Annotated in this window: 19 protein-coding genes; 7 read left to right on the top strand and 12 right to left on the bottom strand. The window is 34.4% G+C overall.

What is annotated here, in order from left to right:
* Nucleotides 1–57: 57 nt before the first annotated feature.
* Nucleotides 58–1,041, bottom strand: coding sequence for a DUF2628 domain-containing protein (locus EKQ63_RS11450; RefSeq protein WP_140421224.1), 984 nt, complete (start codon nucleotides 1,039–1,041; stop codon nucleotides 58–60).
* Nucleotides 1,042–1,066: 25 nt separating this feature from the next.
* Complete coding sequence (locus EKQ63_RS11445) at nucleotides 1,067–1,519, bottom strand: methylated-DNA--[protein]-cysteine S-methyltransferase (protein ID WP_087952830.1); 453 nt, start codon at nucleotides 1,517–1,519, stop codon at nucleotides 1,067–1,069.
* Nucleotides 1,520–1,652: 133 nt separating this feature from the next.
* On the opposite strand from EKQ63_RS11445, the gene namA reads away from it, so the two are divergent.
* Nucleotides 1,653–2,690, top strand: coding sequence for an NADPH dehydrogenase NamA (gene namA / locus EKQ63_RS11440; protein ID WP_087952832.1), 1,038 nt, complete (start codon nucleotides 1,653–1,655; stop codon nucleotides 2,688–2,690).
* A gap of 29 nt (nucleotides 2,691–2,719) precedes the next feature.
* Here the strand turns inward: namA and EKQ63_RS11435 are convergent, their stop codons facing one another.
* Nucleotides 2,720–3,379 (bottom strand): oxidoreductase, encoded by a 660-nt coding sequence (locus tag EKQ63_RS11435; protein WP_001992819.1) that lies wholly within the window; start codon nucleotides 3,377–3,379, stop codon nucleotides 2,720–2,722.
* A 115-nt stretch (nucleotides 3,380–3,494) separates the two neighbouring features.
* Complete coding sequence (locus EKQ63_RS29885) at nucleotides 3,495–3,644, bottom strand: hypothetical protein (protein WP_000540927.1); 150 nt, start codon at nucleotides 3,642–3,644, stop codon at nucleotides 3,495–3,497.
* 267 nt (nucleotides 3,645–3,911) lie between these two features.
* Here EKQ63_RS29885 and EKQ63_RS11430 point away from each other — a divergent pair, with 267 nt between their 5' ends.
* Nucleotides 3,912–4,862 carry a metal ABC transporter substrate-binding protein gene (locus tag EKQ63_RS11430; protein WP_087994528.1) on the top strand — a complete coding sequence of 317 codons (951 nt, stop codon included), beginning with the start codon at nucleotides 3,912–3,914 and terminating at the stop codon, nucleotides 4,860–4,862.
* Nucleotides 4,863–4,997: 135 nt separating this feature from the next.
* Complete coding sequence (locus tag EKQ63_RS11425) at nucleotides 4,998–5,468, top strand: GNAT family N-acetyltransferase (protein WP_143881044.1); 471 nt, start codon at nucleotides 4,998–5,000, stop codon at nucleotides 5,466–5,468.
* A gap of 96 nt (nucleotides 5,469–5,564) precedes the next feature.
* Here EKQ63_RS11425 and EKQ63_RS11420 read toward each other — a convergent pair whose 3' ends face one another.
* Nucleotides 5,565–6,515, bottom strand: a complete 951-nt coding sequence (locus EKQ63_RS11420) for a CobW family GTP-binding protein (RefSeq protein WP_143881043.1) — start codon at nucleotides 6,513–6,515, stop codon at nucleotides 5,565–5,567.
* A 164-nt stretch (nucleotides 6,516–6,679) separates the two neighbouring features.
* On the opposite strand from EKQ63_RS11420, the gene EKQ63_RS11415 reads away from it, so the two are divergent.
* Entirely contained in the window at nucleotides 6,680–7,582 is a 903-nt protein-coding gene (locus tag EKQ63_RS11415) for an aldo/keto reductase (protein ID WP_143881042.1), read from the top strand.
* Between the two features lie 24 nt (nucleotides 7,583–7,606).
* Here the strand turns inward: EKQ63_RS11415 and EKQ63_RS11410 are convergent, their stop codons facing one another.
* Together EKQ63_RS11410 and EKQ63_RS11405 are read right to left on the bottom strand one after the other, a co-directional pair.
* The gene (locus EKQ63_RS11410; RefSeq protein ID WP_143881041.1) at nucleotides 7,607–8,191 is read right to left on the bottom strand and encodes a GNAT family N-acetyltransferase; all 585 of its coding nucleotides are present in this window, start codon (nucleotides 8,189–8,191) and stop codon (nucleotides 7,607–7,609) included.
* Between the two features lie 84 nt (nucleotides 8,192–8,275).
* Nucleotides 8,276–9,739: a flavin monoamine oxidase family protein gene (locus EKQ63_RS11405; RefSeq protein WP_140168472.1), complete on the bottom strand. Its 1,464-nt coding sequence runs from the start codon at nucleotides 9,737–9,739 to the stop codon at nucleotides 8,276–8,278.
* Between the two features lie 177 nt (nucleotides 9,740–9,916).
* Between EKQ63_RS11405 and EKQ63_RS11400 the strand changes: the two genes are divergently transcribed.
* Both EKQ63_RS11400 and EKQ63_RS11395 read left to right on the top strand, forming a co-directional pair.
* Nucleotides 9,917–10,108, top strand: a complete 192-nt coding sequence (locus tag EKQ63_RS11400; protein ID WP_000805517.1) for a DUF3896 domain-containing protein — start codon at nucleotides 9,917–9,919, stop codon at nucleotides 10,106–10,108.
* Nucleotides 10,109–10,213: 105 nt separating this feature from the next.
* Nucleotides 10,214–11,215 carry an LLM class flavin-dependent oxidoreductase gene (locus EKQ63_RS11395; RefSeq protein ID WP_087952841.1) on the top strand — a complete coding sequence of 334 codons (1,002 nt, stop codon included), beginning with the start codon at nucleotides 10,214–10,216 and terminating at the stop codon, nucleotides 11,213–11,215.
* Nucleotides 11,216–11,260: 45 nt separating this feature from the next.
* Here the strand turns inward: EKQ63_RS11395 and EKQ63_RS11390 are convergent, their stop codons facing one another.
* The 3 genes from EKQ63_RS11390 to EKQ63_RS11380 form a co-directional block, all read right to left on the bottom strand.
* A complete protein-coding gene (locus EKQ63_RS11390) occupies nucleotides 11,261–12,205 on the bottom strand; it encodes an alpha/beta hydrolase (RefSeq protein WP_087994526.1) in 945 nt (314 codons plus the stop codon).
* Between the two features lie 207 nt (nucleotides 12,206–12,412).
* The gene (locus tag EKQ63_RS11385; RefSeq protein WP_087952845.1) at nucleotides 12,413–12,868 is read right to left on the bottom strand and encodes a DUF3939 domain-containing protein; all 456 of its coding nucleotides are present in this window, start codon (nucleotides 12,866–12,868) and stop codon (nucleotides 12,413–12,415) included.
* A gap of 155 nt (nucleotides 12,869–13,023) precedes the next feature.
* On the bottom strand, nucleotides 13,024–13,467 hold the full coding sequence (locus EKQ63_RS11380; protein ID WP_087952846.1) for a Dps family protein: 444 nt from the start codon (nucleotides 13,465–13,467) through the stop codon (nucleotides 13,024–13,026).
* A 241-nt stretch (nucleotides 13,468–13,708) separates the two neighbouring features.
* Here EKQ63_RS11380 and EKQ63_RS11375 point away from each other — a divergent pair, with 241 nt between their 5' ends.
* Entirely contained in the window at nucleotides 13,709–14,749 is a 1,041-nt protein-coding gene (locus tag EKQ63_RS11375) for a YkvI family membrane protein (RefSeq protein WP_143881040.1), read from the top strand.
* Between the two features lie 37 nt (nucleotides 14,750–14,786).
* Here the strand turns inward: EKQ63_RS11375 and EKQ63_RS11370 are convergent, their stop codons facing one another.
* Both EKQ63_RS11370 and EKQ63_RS11365 read right to left on the bottom strand, forming a co-directional pair.
* Nucleotides 14,787–15,155 carry a DUF3979 family protein gene (locus tag EKQ63_RS11370; RefSeq protein ID WP_087952850.1) on the bottom strand — a complete coding sequence of 123 codons (369 nt, stop codon included), beginning with the start codon at nucleotides 15,153–15,155 and terminating at the stop codon, nucleotides 14,787–14,789.
* A gap of 295 nt (nucleotides 15,156–15,450) precedes the next feature.
* Nucleotides 15,451–15,756 carry a hypothetical protein gene (locus EKQ63_RS11365; RefSeq protein ID WP_000539568.1) on the bottom strand — a complete coding sequence of 102 codons (306 nt, stop codon included), beginning with the start codon at nucleotides 15,754–15,756 and terminating at the stop codon, nucleotides 15,451–15,453.
* Nucleotides 15,757–15,872: the final 116 nt, after the last annotated feature.

Here is a 15,872-nt window from a genome sequence, read left to right as displayed (position 1 = left end):
AAGCCAGTATAATACATATTATTATACAAAAAATTCAGATTATTTCAAATATTATTTTCATATATACAAAAAAAGAAGCGGATAGAGAGCTCTACTATCCACTTCTTTTTCTATTTCTTTTACTTGTAATCCCTCCTCTATGTCAAATGGATTTTGAACTTTAAATATTTCGTCCATTATCTTTAAAAATTCTTCCTCATTTTTAGATTCGCCATTAATCATAAGTGAGTATGGCTCGATCTCACCCAATTTATAATCAACAACAAATTGGATCGTAACCTTTTTCTTCGACATATCCGGACTATCCCCTTGGAACTCTACCAATTCTAATCCTTCAGTGCCACGATAATATGCCCAACCCGGATTTCTAAAATAATTTTCAAACGATTCACCAATTGAAAAGAATGGATATTCATATAGCGAGCTTGTACGAACCTTTTGAATAATATCTCGATCAGTCGGGAAAAAGAAATGGCTGATAAAAATACTAGCAACCGCTAAAATCGTAACGATTGTTGCTCCCATTTTACTCGTTCCACCACTATCACGAATGAGGTACTTTTCAACCGATGCATCTTGAATTTCTCGTGCTTTTATTCGATATATACGCCTTTCTGCAAATTGATAATATAATCCATTCGCAAAAATCGCCATTCCAAATAAAATAAAAACGAGTAATAGAAACGTAAGAGGCACCATATTAATGATCGGCAATGCTACGTTGAAGCCCATATAATAAGAAAACGCATCACACGCTAATAATAACAATACAAATAAAGCTGCAGGTAAATAATACTTACGATATCCGAGCCAACCTACATTGAAAATAGCTGCCCAACCATTCCAGCTCCACCTAGCAATCCGCTTTTCCTCAAGCTCCCATTTCCTTTTGTAATACGGATATTGTCTCCCTACATATACTTCTAATTCCTTGTCTATTAGCGAACTTCCTTCACTTTGTTCAGTATGCAAAGTCCGCTGGCAACTTTCACAATTTAACTGATTTCCCTCGCAAAGTTGCCCACAATTTATACATTTCAAAACAATCCCTCTTCCCGTCCATACGTCATTTCAAAATACCTTCGTGTTTTAATAACCACTCTTTCCTCCATAAACCGCCCGCATACCCAACAAGTTTCCCGCTCTTTCCTATTACACGATGACACGGAACGATTATTGAAATCGGATTGCGACTATTTGCTCCTCCTATTGCTCGTACAGCTTTCATATTTCCGACTTTCTCTGCAATATCTAAATATGAAGCACTTACGCCATAAGGAATAGTATAGAGCGCATCCCATACATTTTTTTGAAATGCTGTTCCCTCAGCAGACAGCGGAACTGTGAACTCTTTTCTCTTTCCCTTAAAATATTCATCTAATTCATTTATACATTGATCTATCATTTCATTTGTATGTTCTTCTTGTCTCTCATCAACAAATATAACAGACGTAATTCCTTTATCGTTTGCTGTAATTTCTAACAAGCCTAATTCACTTTCATAATAAGCCTGATACATATGCCATCCTCCAATTCAGTTCATATTCATTATTGTAACACGAATAGACAAAATTTTTCGTATAAGCATTTTATTAGGGAAACAAAAACGGGAATGATACAATGTAAGAAAATTCAATCTAGGAGGCTATTTGATGCATTCCAAACTTTTTTCACCTTATACAATTAAGGATGTTACATTAAAAAACCGGATTGTTATGTCACCTATGTGCATGTATTCATCGAAAAACGAGGATGGCCAAGTAACGAATTTCCATCTCATTCATTATGGAACAAGAGCTGCTGGTCAAGTTGGTTTAGTTATGATTGAAGCAACAGCCGTGTTACCTGAAGGTCGAATTTCAAATAAAGACTTGGGCGTTTGGGATGACAGTTTAATTGAAGGCTTACATAAAGCAACAACTTTTATACACGATAATGGTGCAAAAGCTGCCATTCAACTCGCTCATGCTGGAAGAAAAGCAGAATTAGAAACAGATGCGTTAGCTCCTTCAGCGATTCCATTTAATGAAACAATGAAAATGCCAATAGAAATGAGCAAACACCAAATTAAAGATACTGTATTAGCTTTTCAGCAAGCTGCAGTACGATCCAAACAAGCTGGATTTGACATTATTGAAATACACGGTGCTCACGGTTATCTTATTAATGAATTTCTTTCTCCACTTACCAATAAGCGGACTGATGAATATGGTGGTTCACCTGAAAATCGATATCGTTTCTTACGCGAAATCATTGAATCGATAAATGAAGTTTGGAACGGACCGTTATTTGTTCGTATTTCAGCAAATGATTATCATCCTGACGGGTTAACAGTTCAAGATTATGTACAATATACAAAATGGATGAAAGAACAAGGAGTGGATTTAATCGATTGTAGCTCTGGGGCTGTTGTACCTGCGCGCATCGATGTTTATCCTGGGTATCAAGTACAATATGCTAAACATATTAAAGAGCATGCTAACATTGCAACTGGTGCAGTTGGATTGATTACGACCGGAGCACAAGCAGAGCAAATTTTAAATAATAACGAAGCAGATTTAATTTTTATCGGACGTGAGTTACTTCGCAATCCTTACTTCCCACGAATAGCTGCCAATGAACTTGGCTTTGAGTTAGAAGAACCGTATCAATACGAGCGAGCGCCTGGGAAAATCAGTATAAATAAATAAAACCGAGAAGCTTTTCTTCTCGGTTTTATTTATTCTATCGTTGTAATTTCATTCGAATTATAAATGTGGATACCTGATTCTTCTCGCAATGCAGTTATATACATCCCTTTTGCAACATCTTTTGCTGAAATTGGTTTATACTTTTTGAAGGCTCCTTTAAATATAAAAGGAATAATACGAGATAATTTTTCCGCCATTCGTTCACCTAAGCGAAATTCTTGTCGATTTCCTACTAATAAAGATGGCCTAAAAATGTGAATACCACCAATTACTAACTTTTGCAATTCCTCTTCCATTCTTCCTTTCACTTGTGAATAAAAGAAAAACGATTTAGGATTCGCTCCCATTGAGGACACAACAAGAAAATTTTGCACCCCTTGTTTTTCAGCTAAACAAGCCGCTCGTAACGTATATTCATAATCTACCTTTTTGAAATTAGCTTTCGTTTTTGCTTTTTTGATTGTTGTTCCTAGACAACTAAATACGTCATCTACAGCAAAGAACTCTTTATATTCCTCTAATGCCAAATAATCTACTTGCTTTTGCTGTAACTTTTCATGTTGCCATTGCATTGGTTCTCTTACAAAAATAGTAACCGAATCGTAGTAATCTGATTCAAGTAATAGACGCGTTATCTCTTGCCCAACTAAACCACTTGCACCAAGTACTAACGCTGTTCGCTTATTCATATATGCATATACCTCTTATTTTACTTTTCTCTCCTATAGTAAAATACAACTTTTAGGAGTTTCCTTCTCTCATTTTACCACAAGTAAAGCACTATGCGTACGCATAGTGCTTTACTCACTCTTTTTTCTCATCTTTCTCTCGTAATTTTGTTACGGTTGATGCATCTCCTAAATTACTTATTAATCTTCTTAAAAAAATTAAGACTACGGCTAATGGTAGTACTACCGCTAATATCAATAAAATAGCTTCCATTAAGTAACCCAAACACTCATCCCCCTCTACACCCTCCTTTCATATATATGAACACTACGTTGTCACATATGCATGTATTCGCAAAAATAACACATCTATATTTGACAACTTTATAACAAAATCAAATCGGAATGATTATTATTTATTGCAACTTTATAAAAGATGTATTATACTAAGTTCGCAAACTAAAACGTAATTATTCCGTTTTGTATTAAAATGATATTTTTCTTCTATAATTGGGGAAAATATATCCGTAAAAAAAGAAAAGAGGAGAACTTCATGCCTAAAAGATTGACTATACTTTCATTCTTACTTATTTTCACTTTAATTTTTACTGGCTGCTCAAATACAAAAGAAGGTAATGCCAAGAAAGACGGAAAGCTAACTGTTTATACAACTATTTTTCCTCTTGCAGATTTCGCAAAAAAAATTGGTGGCGACTATGTAACTGTTGAAGCAATTTACCCACCTGGTGCAGATTCTCATACATTTGAACCAAGTCAGAAACAAACAGTACAAGTTGCAAAAGCCGATTTATTCGTTTATAACGGTGCTGAATTAGAACCATTTGCTGAAAAAATGGAAAAAACATTACAAAAAGAAAACGTTAAAATTGTAAATGCATCAAAAGGGATTGAACTGCGTACTTCTACTGAAGAAGAGCATCATGATCACGGAGACGGCCATAAAGAGGATGAACATCATCACGATAAAGATCCACACATTTGGTTAGACCCTACTCTAGCAATGAAACAGGCAGAAAAAATTAAAAATGCACTTGTAGCATTACAACCTGACCATAAACAAGAGTTCGAAAAAAACTTTGCAGCACTTCAAACAAAATTTACTGATTTAGATGATCAATTTAAAGCAGTTGTTTCGAATGCAAAAACGAAAGATATTTTAGTTTCTCATGCAGCTTATGGATACTGGGAACAACGCTATGGCCTAAAACAAATTGCTATCGCTGGTATTTCAGCTTCTGATGAACCTTCTCAAAAACAGCTTGCTGATATTACAAAAACAGTAAAAGAACATAATCTAAAATATATTTTATTTGAAACATTCTCTACTCCAAAAGTAGCATCCGTTATTCAAAAAGAAACGGGTACAAAAGTTTTACGCTTAAATCATCTTGCTACTATTTCTGAAGATGATGCGAAGAGCAATAAAGATTACTTCACTTTAATGGAAGAAAACGTAAACACATTGAAAGAAGCTACTAACTAATCAACTTTTTATAAGAAGCTGAATATGACATTCAGCTTCTTTTTTATGTGTTTCTGCTTGACTGGACTAAAATAACAAGTAAAATTATCCATATTAGCTTTTAAGCTATATTAATTTAGAAGGTGAGTTGGAATTATGACTCTTCACATTTGTGAAGTAACAGAAAAAAATTGGCGTTCGGTAGCTGCTTTAAACGTCGCAAAAGACCAGCAGCAATTTATTGAAAGCAATGCGTTTTCTCTAGCAGAATCATTATATGAGGGAAACGGAACGTCAGTAGGTTTATATGATGGAGAAACACTTGTAGGATACGCAATGTATGGATGGCATTGTGAAAAACGTAAAAGCGTATGGTTAGACCGCTTTATGATTGACCAACAATATCAAGGAAAAGGATACGCAAAACGTTTCCTTCGCTTGCTTATTCGATTCTTACAAAATAAATTTGAATGTAAAACAATTTATTTAAGTTTACACCCAGACAACAAACTTGCAATGGGATTATATGAGTCATTTGGCTTCCGTTTAAATGGCGATATTGATGATGAAGGCCCTGTTGTAGGTGTTGTAATGGAGTTACTTTTAGATAAACAAACAAGCCTGTGAAAACAGGTTTTTTTAGTCCTTCGTTTTTGGCAATCTAGTATTTTTCTACAAAACACTTAGTTAAGTCCAAAAAATAAGCCTGCAATAAACGCAGACTTATTTCACACACTCCTCGAGATGTTCTTGGAACCATTCTTTATTAATATCTTTTCCAATGAAAACAACTTCACTTACTCGTTCTTCGCCCTCTTGCCACTCTCTATCATATGATGCAGCAAACAGTGTATGCACACCTTGGAAAACGATGCGTTTATCTACTCCATCAATTGATAAAATTCCTTTGTAGCGATATAAATATTCACCTAGTTCTTGAACGACAGCTGACATCCATTCATTTAGTTTTTGTAAATCTAACGGACGCTCTTCGCGTAGTACAAACGATTTTACACCTTCTAAATGATTATGCTCTGTATGAGGATAAATTTGTAACGTATCTTTCGTTTTAAACGTTTGAATTTGTAGTAACGATGGAATATCCACATCACAATTAGTCGACTGAATTAACTTTGCAGTCGGGTTTATTCCTTGAAGTTCATGCAAAAGATTTTCTTTTTCACTCTCTTCAATTAAATCTAACTTATTCACTAATACAACATCAGCAAAGGCGATTTGTTCTTTTGCTTCTAGCCCTTTTTCAAAATGTTTATGTATATGATAACTATCTACTACTGTTACAACACCATTAATTTGGTATGCAGATTGAATAACAGGATCTAAAAAGAATGTTTGAATAATAGGACCTGGATTTGCAAGACCAGTCGTTTCAATTACTAATCCATCAAAGTCCATTTTCCCTTCTGCTTTTACGTCCAGTAATTGTTTTAACGCAACGAGTAAATCCTCACGTACAGTACAGCACAAACAGCCGTTTGTCATTTCCATAATTTCTTCTTCAACATTCATAATCAACTGATTATCAATACCAATTTGCCCGATTTCATTTACGATCACCGCTAATTTCTGACCGTGATTCTCTGATAAAATACGATTTAATAATGTCGTTTTCCCTGATCCAAGAAAACCAGTTAATATTGTTACTGGAATCATTTCGTCCTCTCCTTCTAGCTATATGTTTCTACATTATAGCATATAGAAAAAATCGTTTTTATAGCAAAACATATTTATTGTTTGTACGCCCCTCTAACTATATAATAATATGTAGTAAGAAAGCCTTTTCAAAATAATAATCATTCATCAAGGGGGTACTTATAATGGAACGAGTTCAAATGGCCGAAACACTCGAATTTTCTCGTATTATTCAAGGTTTTTGGCGTTTAGCAGAATGGAATATGACGAAACAAGAATTACTTTCTTTCATCGAAGATTGTATGGATATGGGAATTACTACTTTTGATCATGCTGATATTTATGGTGGTTATACGTGTGAAGGACTGTTCGGAGAGGCATTACAACTAAAGCCTTCCTTACGTGAAAACATGCAAATCATCACAAAATGTGGAATCGCTCCCCCATCACCGAAATTTCCAGAGCGTTATGTTGCTCACTACAACACTAGTGCAGAACATATTATTCAAAGTGCAGAAGCTTCACTTAAAAATTTACATACAGATTATATTGACGTATTACTTATCCATCGTCCTGATCCTTTCATGGATCCAAATGAAGTGGCAGTAGCGTTCTCACGCTTAAGACAAGAAGGAAAAGTTCGTCATTTTGGTGTATCTAACTTTTTACCTTCCCAATTCAATATGTTAAGTTCATACTTAGATTTCCCGCTTATTACGAACCAAATTGAAGTATCAGCTCTGCAGCTTGAGCATTTTGAAAAGGGAACAATTGATTTATGTCAGGAAAAACGAATCAATCCAATGATTTGGTCACCTCTTGCTGGCGGAGAAATCTTTACTGGTCAATCAGAACGTGCTGTACGTGTACGTGAAACTGTGCAAAAAGTCGCTACTGAGCTAGGTGTTTCTAGTATCGATACGGTTATGTATGCTTGGTTACTTACACATCCAGCTAAAATGTTGCCAATCATCGGCTCTGGTAAATTAGATCGTGTTAAAACAGCCGCTCTTGCTACAAAAGTTAACTTAGACCGTCAACAATGGTTTACAATTTTCGAAAGCTCTAACGGACATCCTGTACCATAATGCACAAAAAGAAGAGCCGTTTCTCTACAGCTCTTCTTTTTCATATGTATTTCTAGTCATCGCAAATACACACATATCCCTTAATCCGTTTCCATCTACTGCAACACTCGCACTTTCTAAAACACCCTCTAATTTAAAACCTAATTTCTCAGGGATCGCCCTACTCTTCTTATTTAAAGAATCACAACGAATTTCTACGCGGTTTGCTTTCAGTTCAGAAAAAGCATAATCTGTTATGCCTTTCGCAGCCTCGACCATATAGCCCTTTCCACTAAATCTTGAATCAATCCAATATCCGATTTCAAATTGTGGTATATTCCAATTAACGCGATGTAATCCAGCTGATGCAATAAATTCACCTGTTTCTTTCGAAAAAACTAGTAATCTTAAGTCCTCACGCTGTAAAAATTGAATATGCGATTTTCTAATGCTCACTTCTACTTCTTCCTCTGTTTGCTCTTTTTGTGCAAAAACCATCCATGGTTTTAATTCTTTCATAGAAGCTTGAATGGCATCATATACAACTTTTCCGTCACCTGGTCTCGGCATTCGAATAAATAGCCTTTCCGTATAAAATTCAGAAGGAAAATCGAATAATAATGGCTCCACTGTAAACACTCCCTATAACTCTTTTATATATAATAATATCCATCTCAAACTATATAGTAAATAAATTTCTGAATTTTACACCTTTTATTCATTCACCTCTACCGCTACACGAACTCCAGATTCAATCGCCCCTTGTATCCATCCGTGATATAACGTCGTATGGTCTCCAGCGAAGAATATTCTTCCCTCTGGTTTGACAATCGCTGGTTGCAACTCTGATTCTTGACCTGCCTGAAATAGAGCAAATCCTCCAAGTGCATATGGATCCAACGTCCAACTTTTTGATATACCAGATAAGAATTCATCATATACTTGATCACCTAATATCGTTGCTAAGTTTTGTAAAGTATAATAAATACGGTCACCCTTTGATAATCCATCCCATAACAACGCATCGTATGACCATGTATAGCTTCCTAGCATCATTGCTGGTCCCTTTCCTCCAATTCCATAGCTTGGATAATAGGCGTAACGAATTGGCAAATCCGTTATAATTCTGCCACCTAATTGTCCTTGTTCTTCCCAAAATCTACTTTTAAATTGAACTCCTATTTTTGTCGCAGGCATATAATGCAATTCACGAATTGCTTTCCATTTCTCATGAGATATAGAATCAAATGGATCTACTTCTACAAACCGCATTGTCGAAAATGGAATAGTAACAATAACTAAGTCCCCTGTAATACTACTATATTCAAACGTTTTTTCGTTTCGATAGAAAGCTGTCACACCATTATCATGTTGATGTAGCTTCATTAATTTTTGATTATATATAATATCTTTCTCTAATTGTGGTAAAAAAGACTTTGGTAATCTATCATTCCCGCCTATTATTTCACAAAATCCGCTCTCCTCTTGCATAATGTATAAAAAACGCATTGTCTCAACGAATGACCTTTCTAAAAAACCTTCTAAATCTAACAGAACACCAATCATCTCAATTGTTACCGGCGAGAAATATGTATTATATTGATAAGGATGATACTTTAAAAATTGCCCTGTAGAGTATCTCCCAAAATCCTTTACTACAACATCCCAATTTTTCTCTGGGTTCTTTTTAATAAAATTTATAATAGGCTGCACCGCTAACAATAATAGTTCCTCAGACGTTTTCCCAACTTCATTCATTTCCACAGGATACTTTAATATACTTGGATCTTTTTCATATTGTTTTAATATCGTTTTTCGGCCGTTTACGTAAATAATATCAGTCTCATTCCTATTAATAAAAGGGCTCACCTGTAGCCCAAATTTTCTTATATATGCCATCGTTAATGTATGCGAATACGGAATTCTCATTGCCCCTACATCCAAATATAAACCGGTATCTTCCATTCTAACTGTCTCTATGCGGCCACCTACCCGGTTGTTTGCTTCAAAAATCTTCACTTCATGTCCCGCAGCTTTTAATAAAGATGCCGAAACTAATCCAGCCATGCCAGCCCCTACTACAATAATTTGCTTCGGGCTCGTCGTCTTCTTTAATCCTTTATCTATAATTTTTAATGCTTCATCCATCTCTGTGTTATACATTATATCTTTCTGCACAATTCCACCCCTTACTTCATCAAATGGGCATTAGTCGTTTAGTGCATTTTATTCATAAAATTCCATAAACATAACAACAGAGCAAATTGAATATTCACTAAAAACACATAAGAAATAGCTCTCACATCTCTTTACGCTTCGTATAATATAGCAACAGCAAATAAGGAGTGGTTGAAAATGAAACCAACTTACGACTACAATGCTACAAAGAAGTATTTAGAAGAAAAGAAACAACAGCTATGCAACAAACTTAGTAATATGCATCTATCTAAAAAAGAACGTGAACAACTAAAACTTGAGATTGATAACTACGAATATATTCTAAATGTAGTCGAAATGAATCATTATGAACGAGGATTTTCACGTTAAAAGTGGATATGTAATTTATCCACTTTTTATTTTGAGCATTTCATTACGCATTTTTCGTAAGTAAATATATAATAGGATGTACATTAAGATTGAGAGGTATATTCTATGATCAAATTAAGTGTATTAGACCAATCCCCTATTTCAGATGGTAGTACGGCAGCCCAAGCTTTTTCACATACAGTTACGCTTGCGCAAGAAGTTGAAAAACTTGGATATACACGCTTTTGGGTATCAGAACATCACAATTCTGTAAGCCTTGCTGGCTCAAGTCCAGAAATACTTATTTCTCATATTGCAGCGAAAACGGAGCGGATGAGAGTCGGTTCGGGTGGTGTCATGTTGCCACACTATAGCCCGTATAAAGTTGCCGAGAATTTCCGCGTTTTAGAAGCTCTTTATCCAAATCGTATTGACCTTGGTGTCGGCAGAGCACCTGGTGGTATGCCAATTGCAACTCGCGCACTACAAGAAGGAAAAATGGTCTCACTTGATCAATATCCAGAACAAATTGCAGATGTTGCAATGTACTTACATGATCAAGTACCCGAAAACCATCATTACGCAAATTTAAAGGCTACTCCTGTAATTCCAACATCTCCCGAGATGTGGATGCTCGGTTCTAGTGGAGAGAGTGCAATGATTGCGGCAAAACAAGGTGCTTCTTTTGCATTCGCACAGTTCATCAACGGATACGGTGGCGCTGAAGTAATGAAGGCTTATCAGGAACAATTCCAACCTTCCTATTTAGGAGATAAACCAAAATCAATCGTCTCCATTTTTGTTATTTGTGGAGAAACAAATGAAGAAGCGGAAAAAATTGCTTCTAGTTTAGATTTATCAATCTTATTACTAGAACAAGGAAAGCGTACAACTGGTACACCTTCTATTGAAACTGCACAAAATTATTCATATAGCGCTTATGATTTATTCCGTATAAAAGAAAATCGTCAACGTATGATCGTCGGTGATCCATCTTCTGTGAAAGAACAAATCGTAAACTTAAGCAAAGCGTACAATACTGATGAATTTATGATTGTCACAATTACTCATCGATTTGAAGATAAATTAAATTCTTATCGCTTACTAGCGAATGCTTTTCATTTATAATGATAAAAGGGAGATGCATCCATTATGATGCATCTCCCTTTCTTACTAGTTTTTACTTTTGTCTTCTATATATTTAATAGCTTCTTCTAATAACTCTTCAAAATTCCTAGGATAATCGTGATTTAAATTGGACACAACTTTATACTTATGTTCTATATTCTTATCTTTTAATACTTGTACAAATTGCTGCGTACATTCGAAACAATCTTCATCTTGATCCCCGCACACTACATATCCCTTTATATTTTTATCTTGTAGCACTTCCAACAACTCATTCCATTCATCAATCTCCGGAAGCCACGGCGCGATAAAAATAAAACCATCTACTTCTATATCTGTTTGTAAAATTGTATACAAAGCTACTCTTGCACCAGCAGAAAAGCCACCAATTATTACACTTTCTACTGTATGATTTTCTTTAAAATTAACGTAATGCTCTTTTAATTCCGCTTTCCCTCTATGTATATCATCCCAAACAAACCCATCTGAAAACTGAATTTGCGAAGACTGTGGTAAAGCCAACGTATAACCTTGATCCAAAACAGATTTCCAATATGGTTCTACTATTCCTATATTTTCTTGATCTCCGTGCATTGCAATAAATAGTTTTTCTTTTTTCTTACCATCTATAAATTTCACGTCTGCTCGTTCTGTTTTCTTTGCTAATTCTTCTCTCTCTTTACATAATTGAACCATTTTATGAAACTCTTCAAATTTATGTAGTGGTTTTAAATCGTCGTCAGTAATTAAATATTCATTTCCATACCAAAAACCCTTTTCTATAATGGCTTCCTTCATTAAATTCATCGCTTCTTCTTCAAGTCCTGCTGCACCCGCTAGTGCATATTTGAAATTATATATTTGCGCCTCATTCCCCACTATGCCTTTCGCATGCTCCATTATATAAGTGTATGCTTCCAAACTTCCTTTATTTGCATAACGATGTAACGTTTCATTTAATAATTGAATGTAAGTCATACTATTTTTCATACACCCATTCCCCCATATTCTTTTATAATATGTATTTCTCAAACCTTTTTACTATTTTGTAATCACTATATATAACTCACGCTAATAGTACTTAATCATTACTCCTCTTCGTCCAATGATTTTAGTATAAAGTTTAATAAACTGAAAAATCAATATTTTTATAAACAAAAAAAGACAACAATATATTTATTGTTGTTTTCAATATATCTATCCACTCTTTTGTTTTTTTCTATCTGGTTTACTTGAAACTAAATAATGTTTTTCTGAAATATATAAGTCTCTTTTTAATATACGATCTAAGTAAGGTCCTAGTTTCATTCCGCATATGAGGCGATCTTCACTACCTTCTACAATTGGAAACATTTCTTTTTCTGTTACATATTGATCTACTGCCTTTTGTACGATATCAATTTCTTTAACTAGGTTTAGATTTTCTTCTGTATGTTCAAATACCTCAAGCGTTTCCTTCGTAATAAGAAAAAGGTTTGTTGGAAATGCAGGTAAATATGGCTTTAACAAATCATAATTTACTGTATAATCATCATTTACTAATACTGTATAAACGATATTAGCATTCTTTTCTAGAAACTTGGCCATCGCTTGTTCCAATTCATCTTTCGTAATTTCACGCTCTTCTTTTCCAGTTTTGAAAAAGCGAAACATCGCATCGCCTCCTTTTTACTATATTATAGCATAAAAGAAAACTGAAAAATCACAAAAAAGTCATTGAAAGAATTTTTCAATGACTTTTTTCTTTATATTCTTATATTTATCCCGCTTTAATGGGCAGTAAGACCCCCACTGATTAAAGTTTCACTTTATTTTAAGAACGCACTTAGCATCCATACATGTTGTTCTAATGTTGTATGAATTGCTAACAGCATGTCCGCTGATGTTTCATCCCCAGCTTCACCAGCAACTTCCATACCTTCTTTTAATTCTTGAATAAGTGCAGAGTAATCATTCACTAATGTTTGTACCATCTCTTCTGCAGATTCCTTGCTTGTTCCTTCTCTGACACTAGAAGTAGCAAGATATTCTTTCATTGTCGCTAGCGGTTTACCTTCCAATGCTAAAATACGTTCTGCTAATTCATCAATATACGTTCCAGCTTCATTGTAAAACTCTTCAAATTTCTCATGTAATGTAAAGAAGTGTGGTCCTGTCACATACCAGTGATAATTATGTAATTTCACATATAACACATTCCAGTTTGCTACCTGCTTGTTTAATACTTCAACAACATTTGCTTTCGTACTCATACAATCCACTCCTCTTATCATTTTGTAATGACTATCTTTTAATAACCCAATTACATTTTACCATACATTCCCTATCCTTTTGAACGATTAGTTCATATGTAACAAAGTTTTAACACCTTTAATACTTCCCTAATATCTATTAATTCATGTATGTTTTCAAACACTTCATACGTCTAATTGTCCAAGCTCCTACATATGCATAATAGTAAATCAAGCTCATCGTAGTAGAAAGAGGGATAACATGGACAATCAACAATGGCAAGTAGCAAAGAAAGTCGCTGCTACTTATATTGGAACAGTCGTTGGAGCTGGATTTGCTACTGGACGAGAAATTGTTGAATTTTTTACAGTGAACGGATTTTATGGAACAATTGGCATATGTGTAAGTGGATTTTTTTTTATTTGGCTTGGCACAAAGATGATGTTACTTTCATCACAAATCGGTGCATTTTCAGCGCAGGAATTTAACAAATATTTATTTGGGGATGTATTTGGAAATGTGGTAAACACACTATTATTACTCGTATTATTCGGTGTAACGAGCGTTATGTTATCAGGAGCTGGGGCGGTATTTGAAGAGCAACTTCATTTACCAAGACAACTCGGTATTTTCATTACAGTGATCGCCTGTCTCATGATAAGTAGTCGCGGATTGCAGGGTGTTTTTGAAGTAAATACACTTGTCGTACCTATTATGATGATTTTTATTATCGGACTTGCTATTACAACTTTTATTCACGGTACAACACCTATTAGTAACACTATTCCTGCAGAAAGTTGGAATATGAAGTGGATAACTAGTCCTATTACATATGTCGCCTTAAATCTTTCTCTCGCCCAAAGCGTTCTCGTCCCGTTAGCCAGTGAAGTAAAAGATCGAAAGGCCATTTTATGGGGGGGTATTTTAGGCGGAGCAGGACTTTCTTTAATTTTATTATGCAGCCATTTAGCTATCTTATCAGTCGATCAATTTTATCAATATAATATCCCAATGGCTGAAGTCATCAGAAAATTCAATGCAACTTTTCACTTTTTCTTTGTTCTTATCATTTTCGGTGAAGTGTTCACAACTTTAGTTGGCAACGCATTCGGCATGACAAAACAAATGCAGTCCATCACTGGTTGGAAAAGTAACAATATTATTTTCTTCATTTTACTAATAAGCTATTGCTTTAGTTACGTTGGCTACAGTGAATTACTCCACATTCTATATCCTATAATCGGGTGGGTAAGCATCATTTTACTTCCGATTATTGCTTTTAAACAACTGCAAAAAACATAAAAGAAGCATCCATGTTATTGGATGCTTCTTTTATATTTTATTCACAATCAGCACATACTTCCCAGTACGGCGCCATTTCGAGTGCTAAATACGGCTTTAATTGCAACCGAATCATCCGACTAGGCATACGTTCTAAAACGAATTGAATCCCTTCTTCCTCTTCGTCTAATTCAACTTTTGAAATCGCAATTCTTTGCATCGTCGAAATAGGCATTCCATCTTTATATAAAGTGATTTTCACCTCATCATATTCATTAAAATACAATTCAACACTCATTTGATTTTTCAACATTTCATCAACAATTTCATATTTATCATTTCGTTCCTGGATTATATATTTCCAGCCGCCTCTACCTTCTTCTTTCGGAGCTGCTTGAAATAATGTCATCAAATCCTCATATAGCATAAGATAACCCCTCTCTTACTAAAAAACGATGAGTATTTTATATACCCTTTATCTCTATCACTATCCATATGTATTGTACCATATATCGCCGTTCTTACCGTATTCATTTGCTTCATAACTGTATATAAAACACCTGATTCTCTGCATTACTTTCTGGATTGTCTCTTAATGCATTTCTTAATCCCCTTCTAAAGCTTTCAAATCATATCAAACTTAAGTAAATGCTTTCTTTGTCCATCCTCCAATTTATTATTTCCATGCAATAAAAAAAGAAGAGTGACTTATATCACTCTCCTTAAAAGAATTTCCCAGTAGCTGCTAACGCTAATACTAGTATTAAAATAGTAAATAATAATGATACAATGAAACTAAAAATAGGTAATGCTTTCTTTTCATTCTTCTTCAAAAGTAACTTTAAACTAAGGAAGATGTTTATTGGTACAAATATAAAATAAAAATATTTAACAATTTGTACCGAACTATTCGAAAGTGTTTTTAAAATAAACACTTCAATTAGAAAAACAATAAAAAATGAAATACTTAACCAAAATGAGACATAACTAAGCCAAGAATGTCTTTTGGTACCCCAGTACACTCCCATATTTATCTCCTTTATTTGTATTCTATATGATTATTATTATTATACACAAAGTTAACAAATACCTCTATTTTTCGACAAATATTATATAAAATATACCTTTAAATATTATAAAAATA

This window comes from Bacillus sp. BD59S, assembly GCF_007363175.1.
In the GTDB taxonomy this organism is placed as follows: Bacteria; Bacillota; Bacilli; order Bacillales; family Bacillaceae_G; genus Bacillus_A; species Bacillus_A pacificus.
The sequence above is the reverse complement of the archived record's forward strand: the minus strand, read 5'-3'. Positions and strand labels throughout refer to the sequence as shown.

Bases quoted from the DNA above. Each gene is read 5' to 3' on its own strand.
- EKQ63_RS11400 (WP_000805517.1), top strand. From the start codon at position 9,917: ATGAAACCAACTTACGACTACAATGCTACAAAGAAGTATTTAGAAGAA.
- EKQ63_RS11385 (WP_087952845.1), bottom strand. From the start codon at position 12,868: ATGTTTCGCTTTTTCAAAACTGGAAAAGAAGAGCGTGAAATTACGAAA.
- namA (WP_087952832.1), top strand. From the start codon at position 1,653: ATGCATTCCAAACTTTTTTCACCTTATACAATTAAGGATGTTACATTA.
- EKQ63_RS11370 (WP_087952850.1), bottom strand. From the start codon at position 15,155: ATGCTATATGAGGATTTGATGACATTATTTCAAGCAGCTCCGAAAGAA.
- EKQ63_RS11395 (WP_087952841.1), top strand. From the start codon at position 10,214: ATGATCAAATTAAGTGTATTAGACCAATCCCCTATTTCAGATGGTAGT.
- EKQ63_RS11365 (WP_000539568.1), bottom strand. From the start codon at position 15,756: ATGGGAGTGTACTGGGGTACCAAAAGACATTCTTGGCTTAGTTATGTC.
- EKQ63_RS11375 (WP_143881040.1), top strand. From the start codon at position 13,709: ATGGACAATCAACAATGGCAAGTAGCAAAGAAAGTCGCTGCTACTTAT.
- EKQ63_RS11435 (WP_001992819.1), bottom strand. From the start codon at position 3,379: ATGAATAAGCGAACAGCGTTAGTACTTGGTGCAAGTGGTTTAGTTGGG.
- EKQ63_RS11445 (WP_087952830.1), bottom strand. From the start codon at position 1,519: ATGTATCAGGCTTATTATGAAAGTGAATTAGGCTTGTTAGAAATTACA.
- EKQ63_RS11425 (WP_143881044.1), top strand. From the start codon at position 4,998: ATGACTCTTCACATTTGTGAAGTAACAGAAAAAAATTGGCGTTCGGTA.
- EKQ63_RS11380 (WP_087952846.1), bottom strand. From the start codon at position 13,467: ATGAGTACGAAAGCAAATGTTGTTGAAGTATTAAACAAGCAGGTAGCA.
- EKQ63_RS11415 (WP_143881042.1), top strand. From the start codon at position 6,680: ATGGAACGAGTTCAAATGGCCGAAACACTCGAATTTTCTCGTATTATT.
- EKQ63_RS11420 (WP_143881043.1), bottom strand. From the start codon at position 6,515: ATGATTCCAGTAACAATATTAACTGGTTTTCTTGGATCAGGGAAAACG.
- EKQ63_RS11390 (WP_087994526.1), bottom strand. From the start codon at position 12,205: ATGAAAAATAGTATGACTTACATTCAATTATTAAATGAAACGTTACAT.
- EKQ63_RS11430 (WP_087994528.1), top strand. From the start codon at position 3,912: ATGCCTAAAAGATTGACTATACTTTCATTCTTACTTATTTTCACTTTA.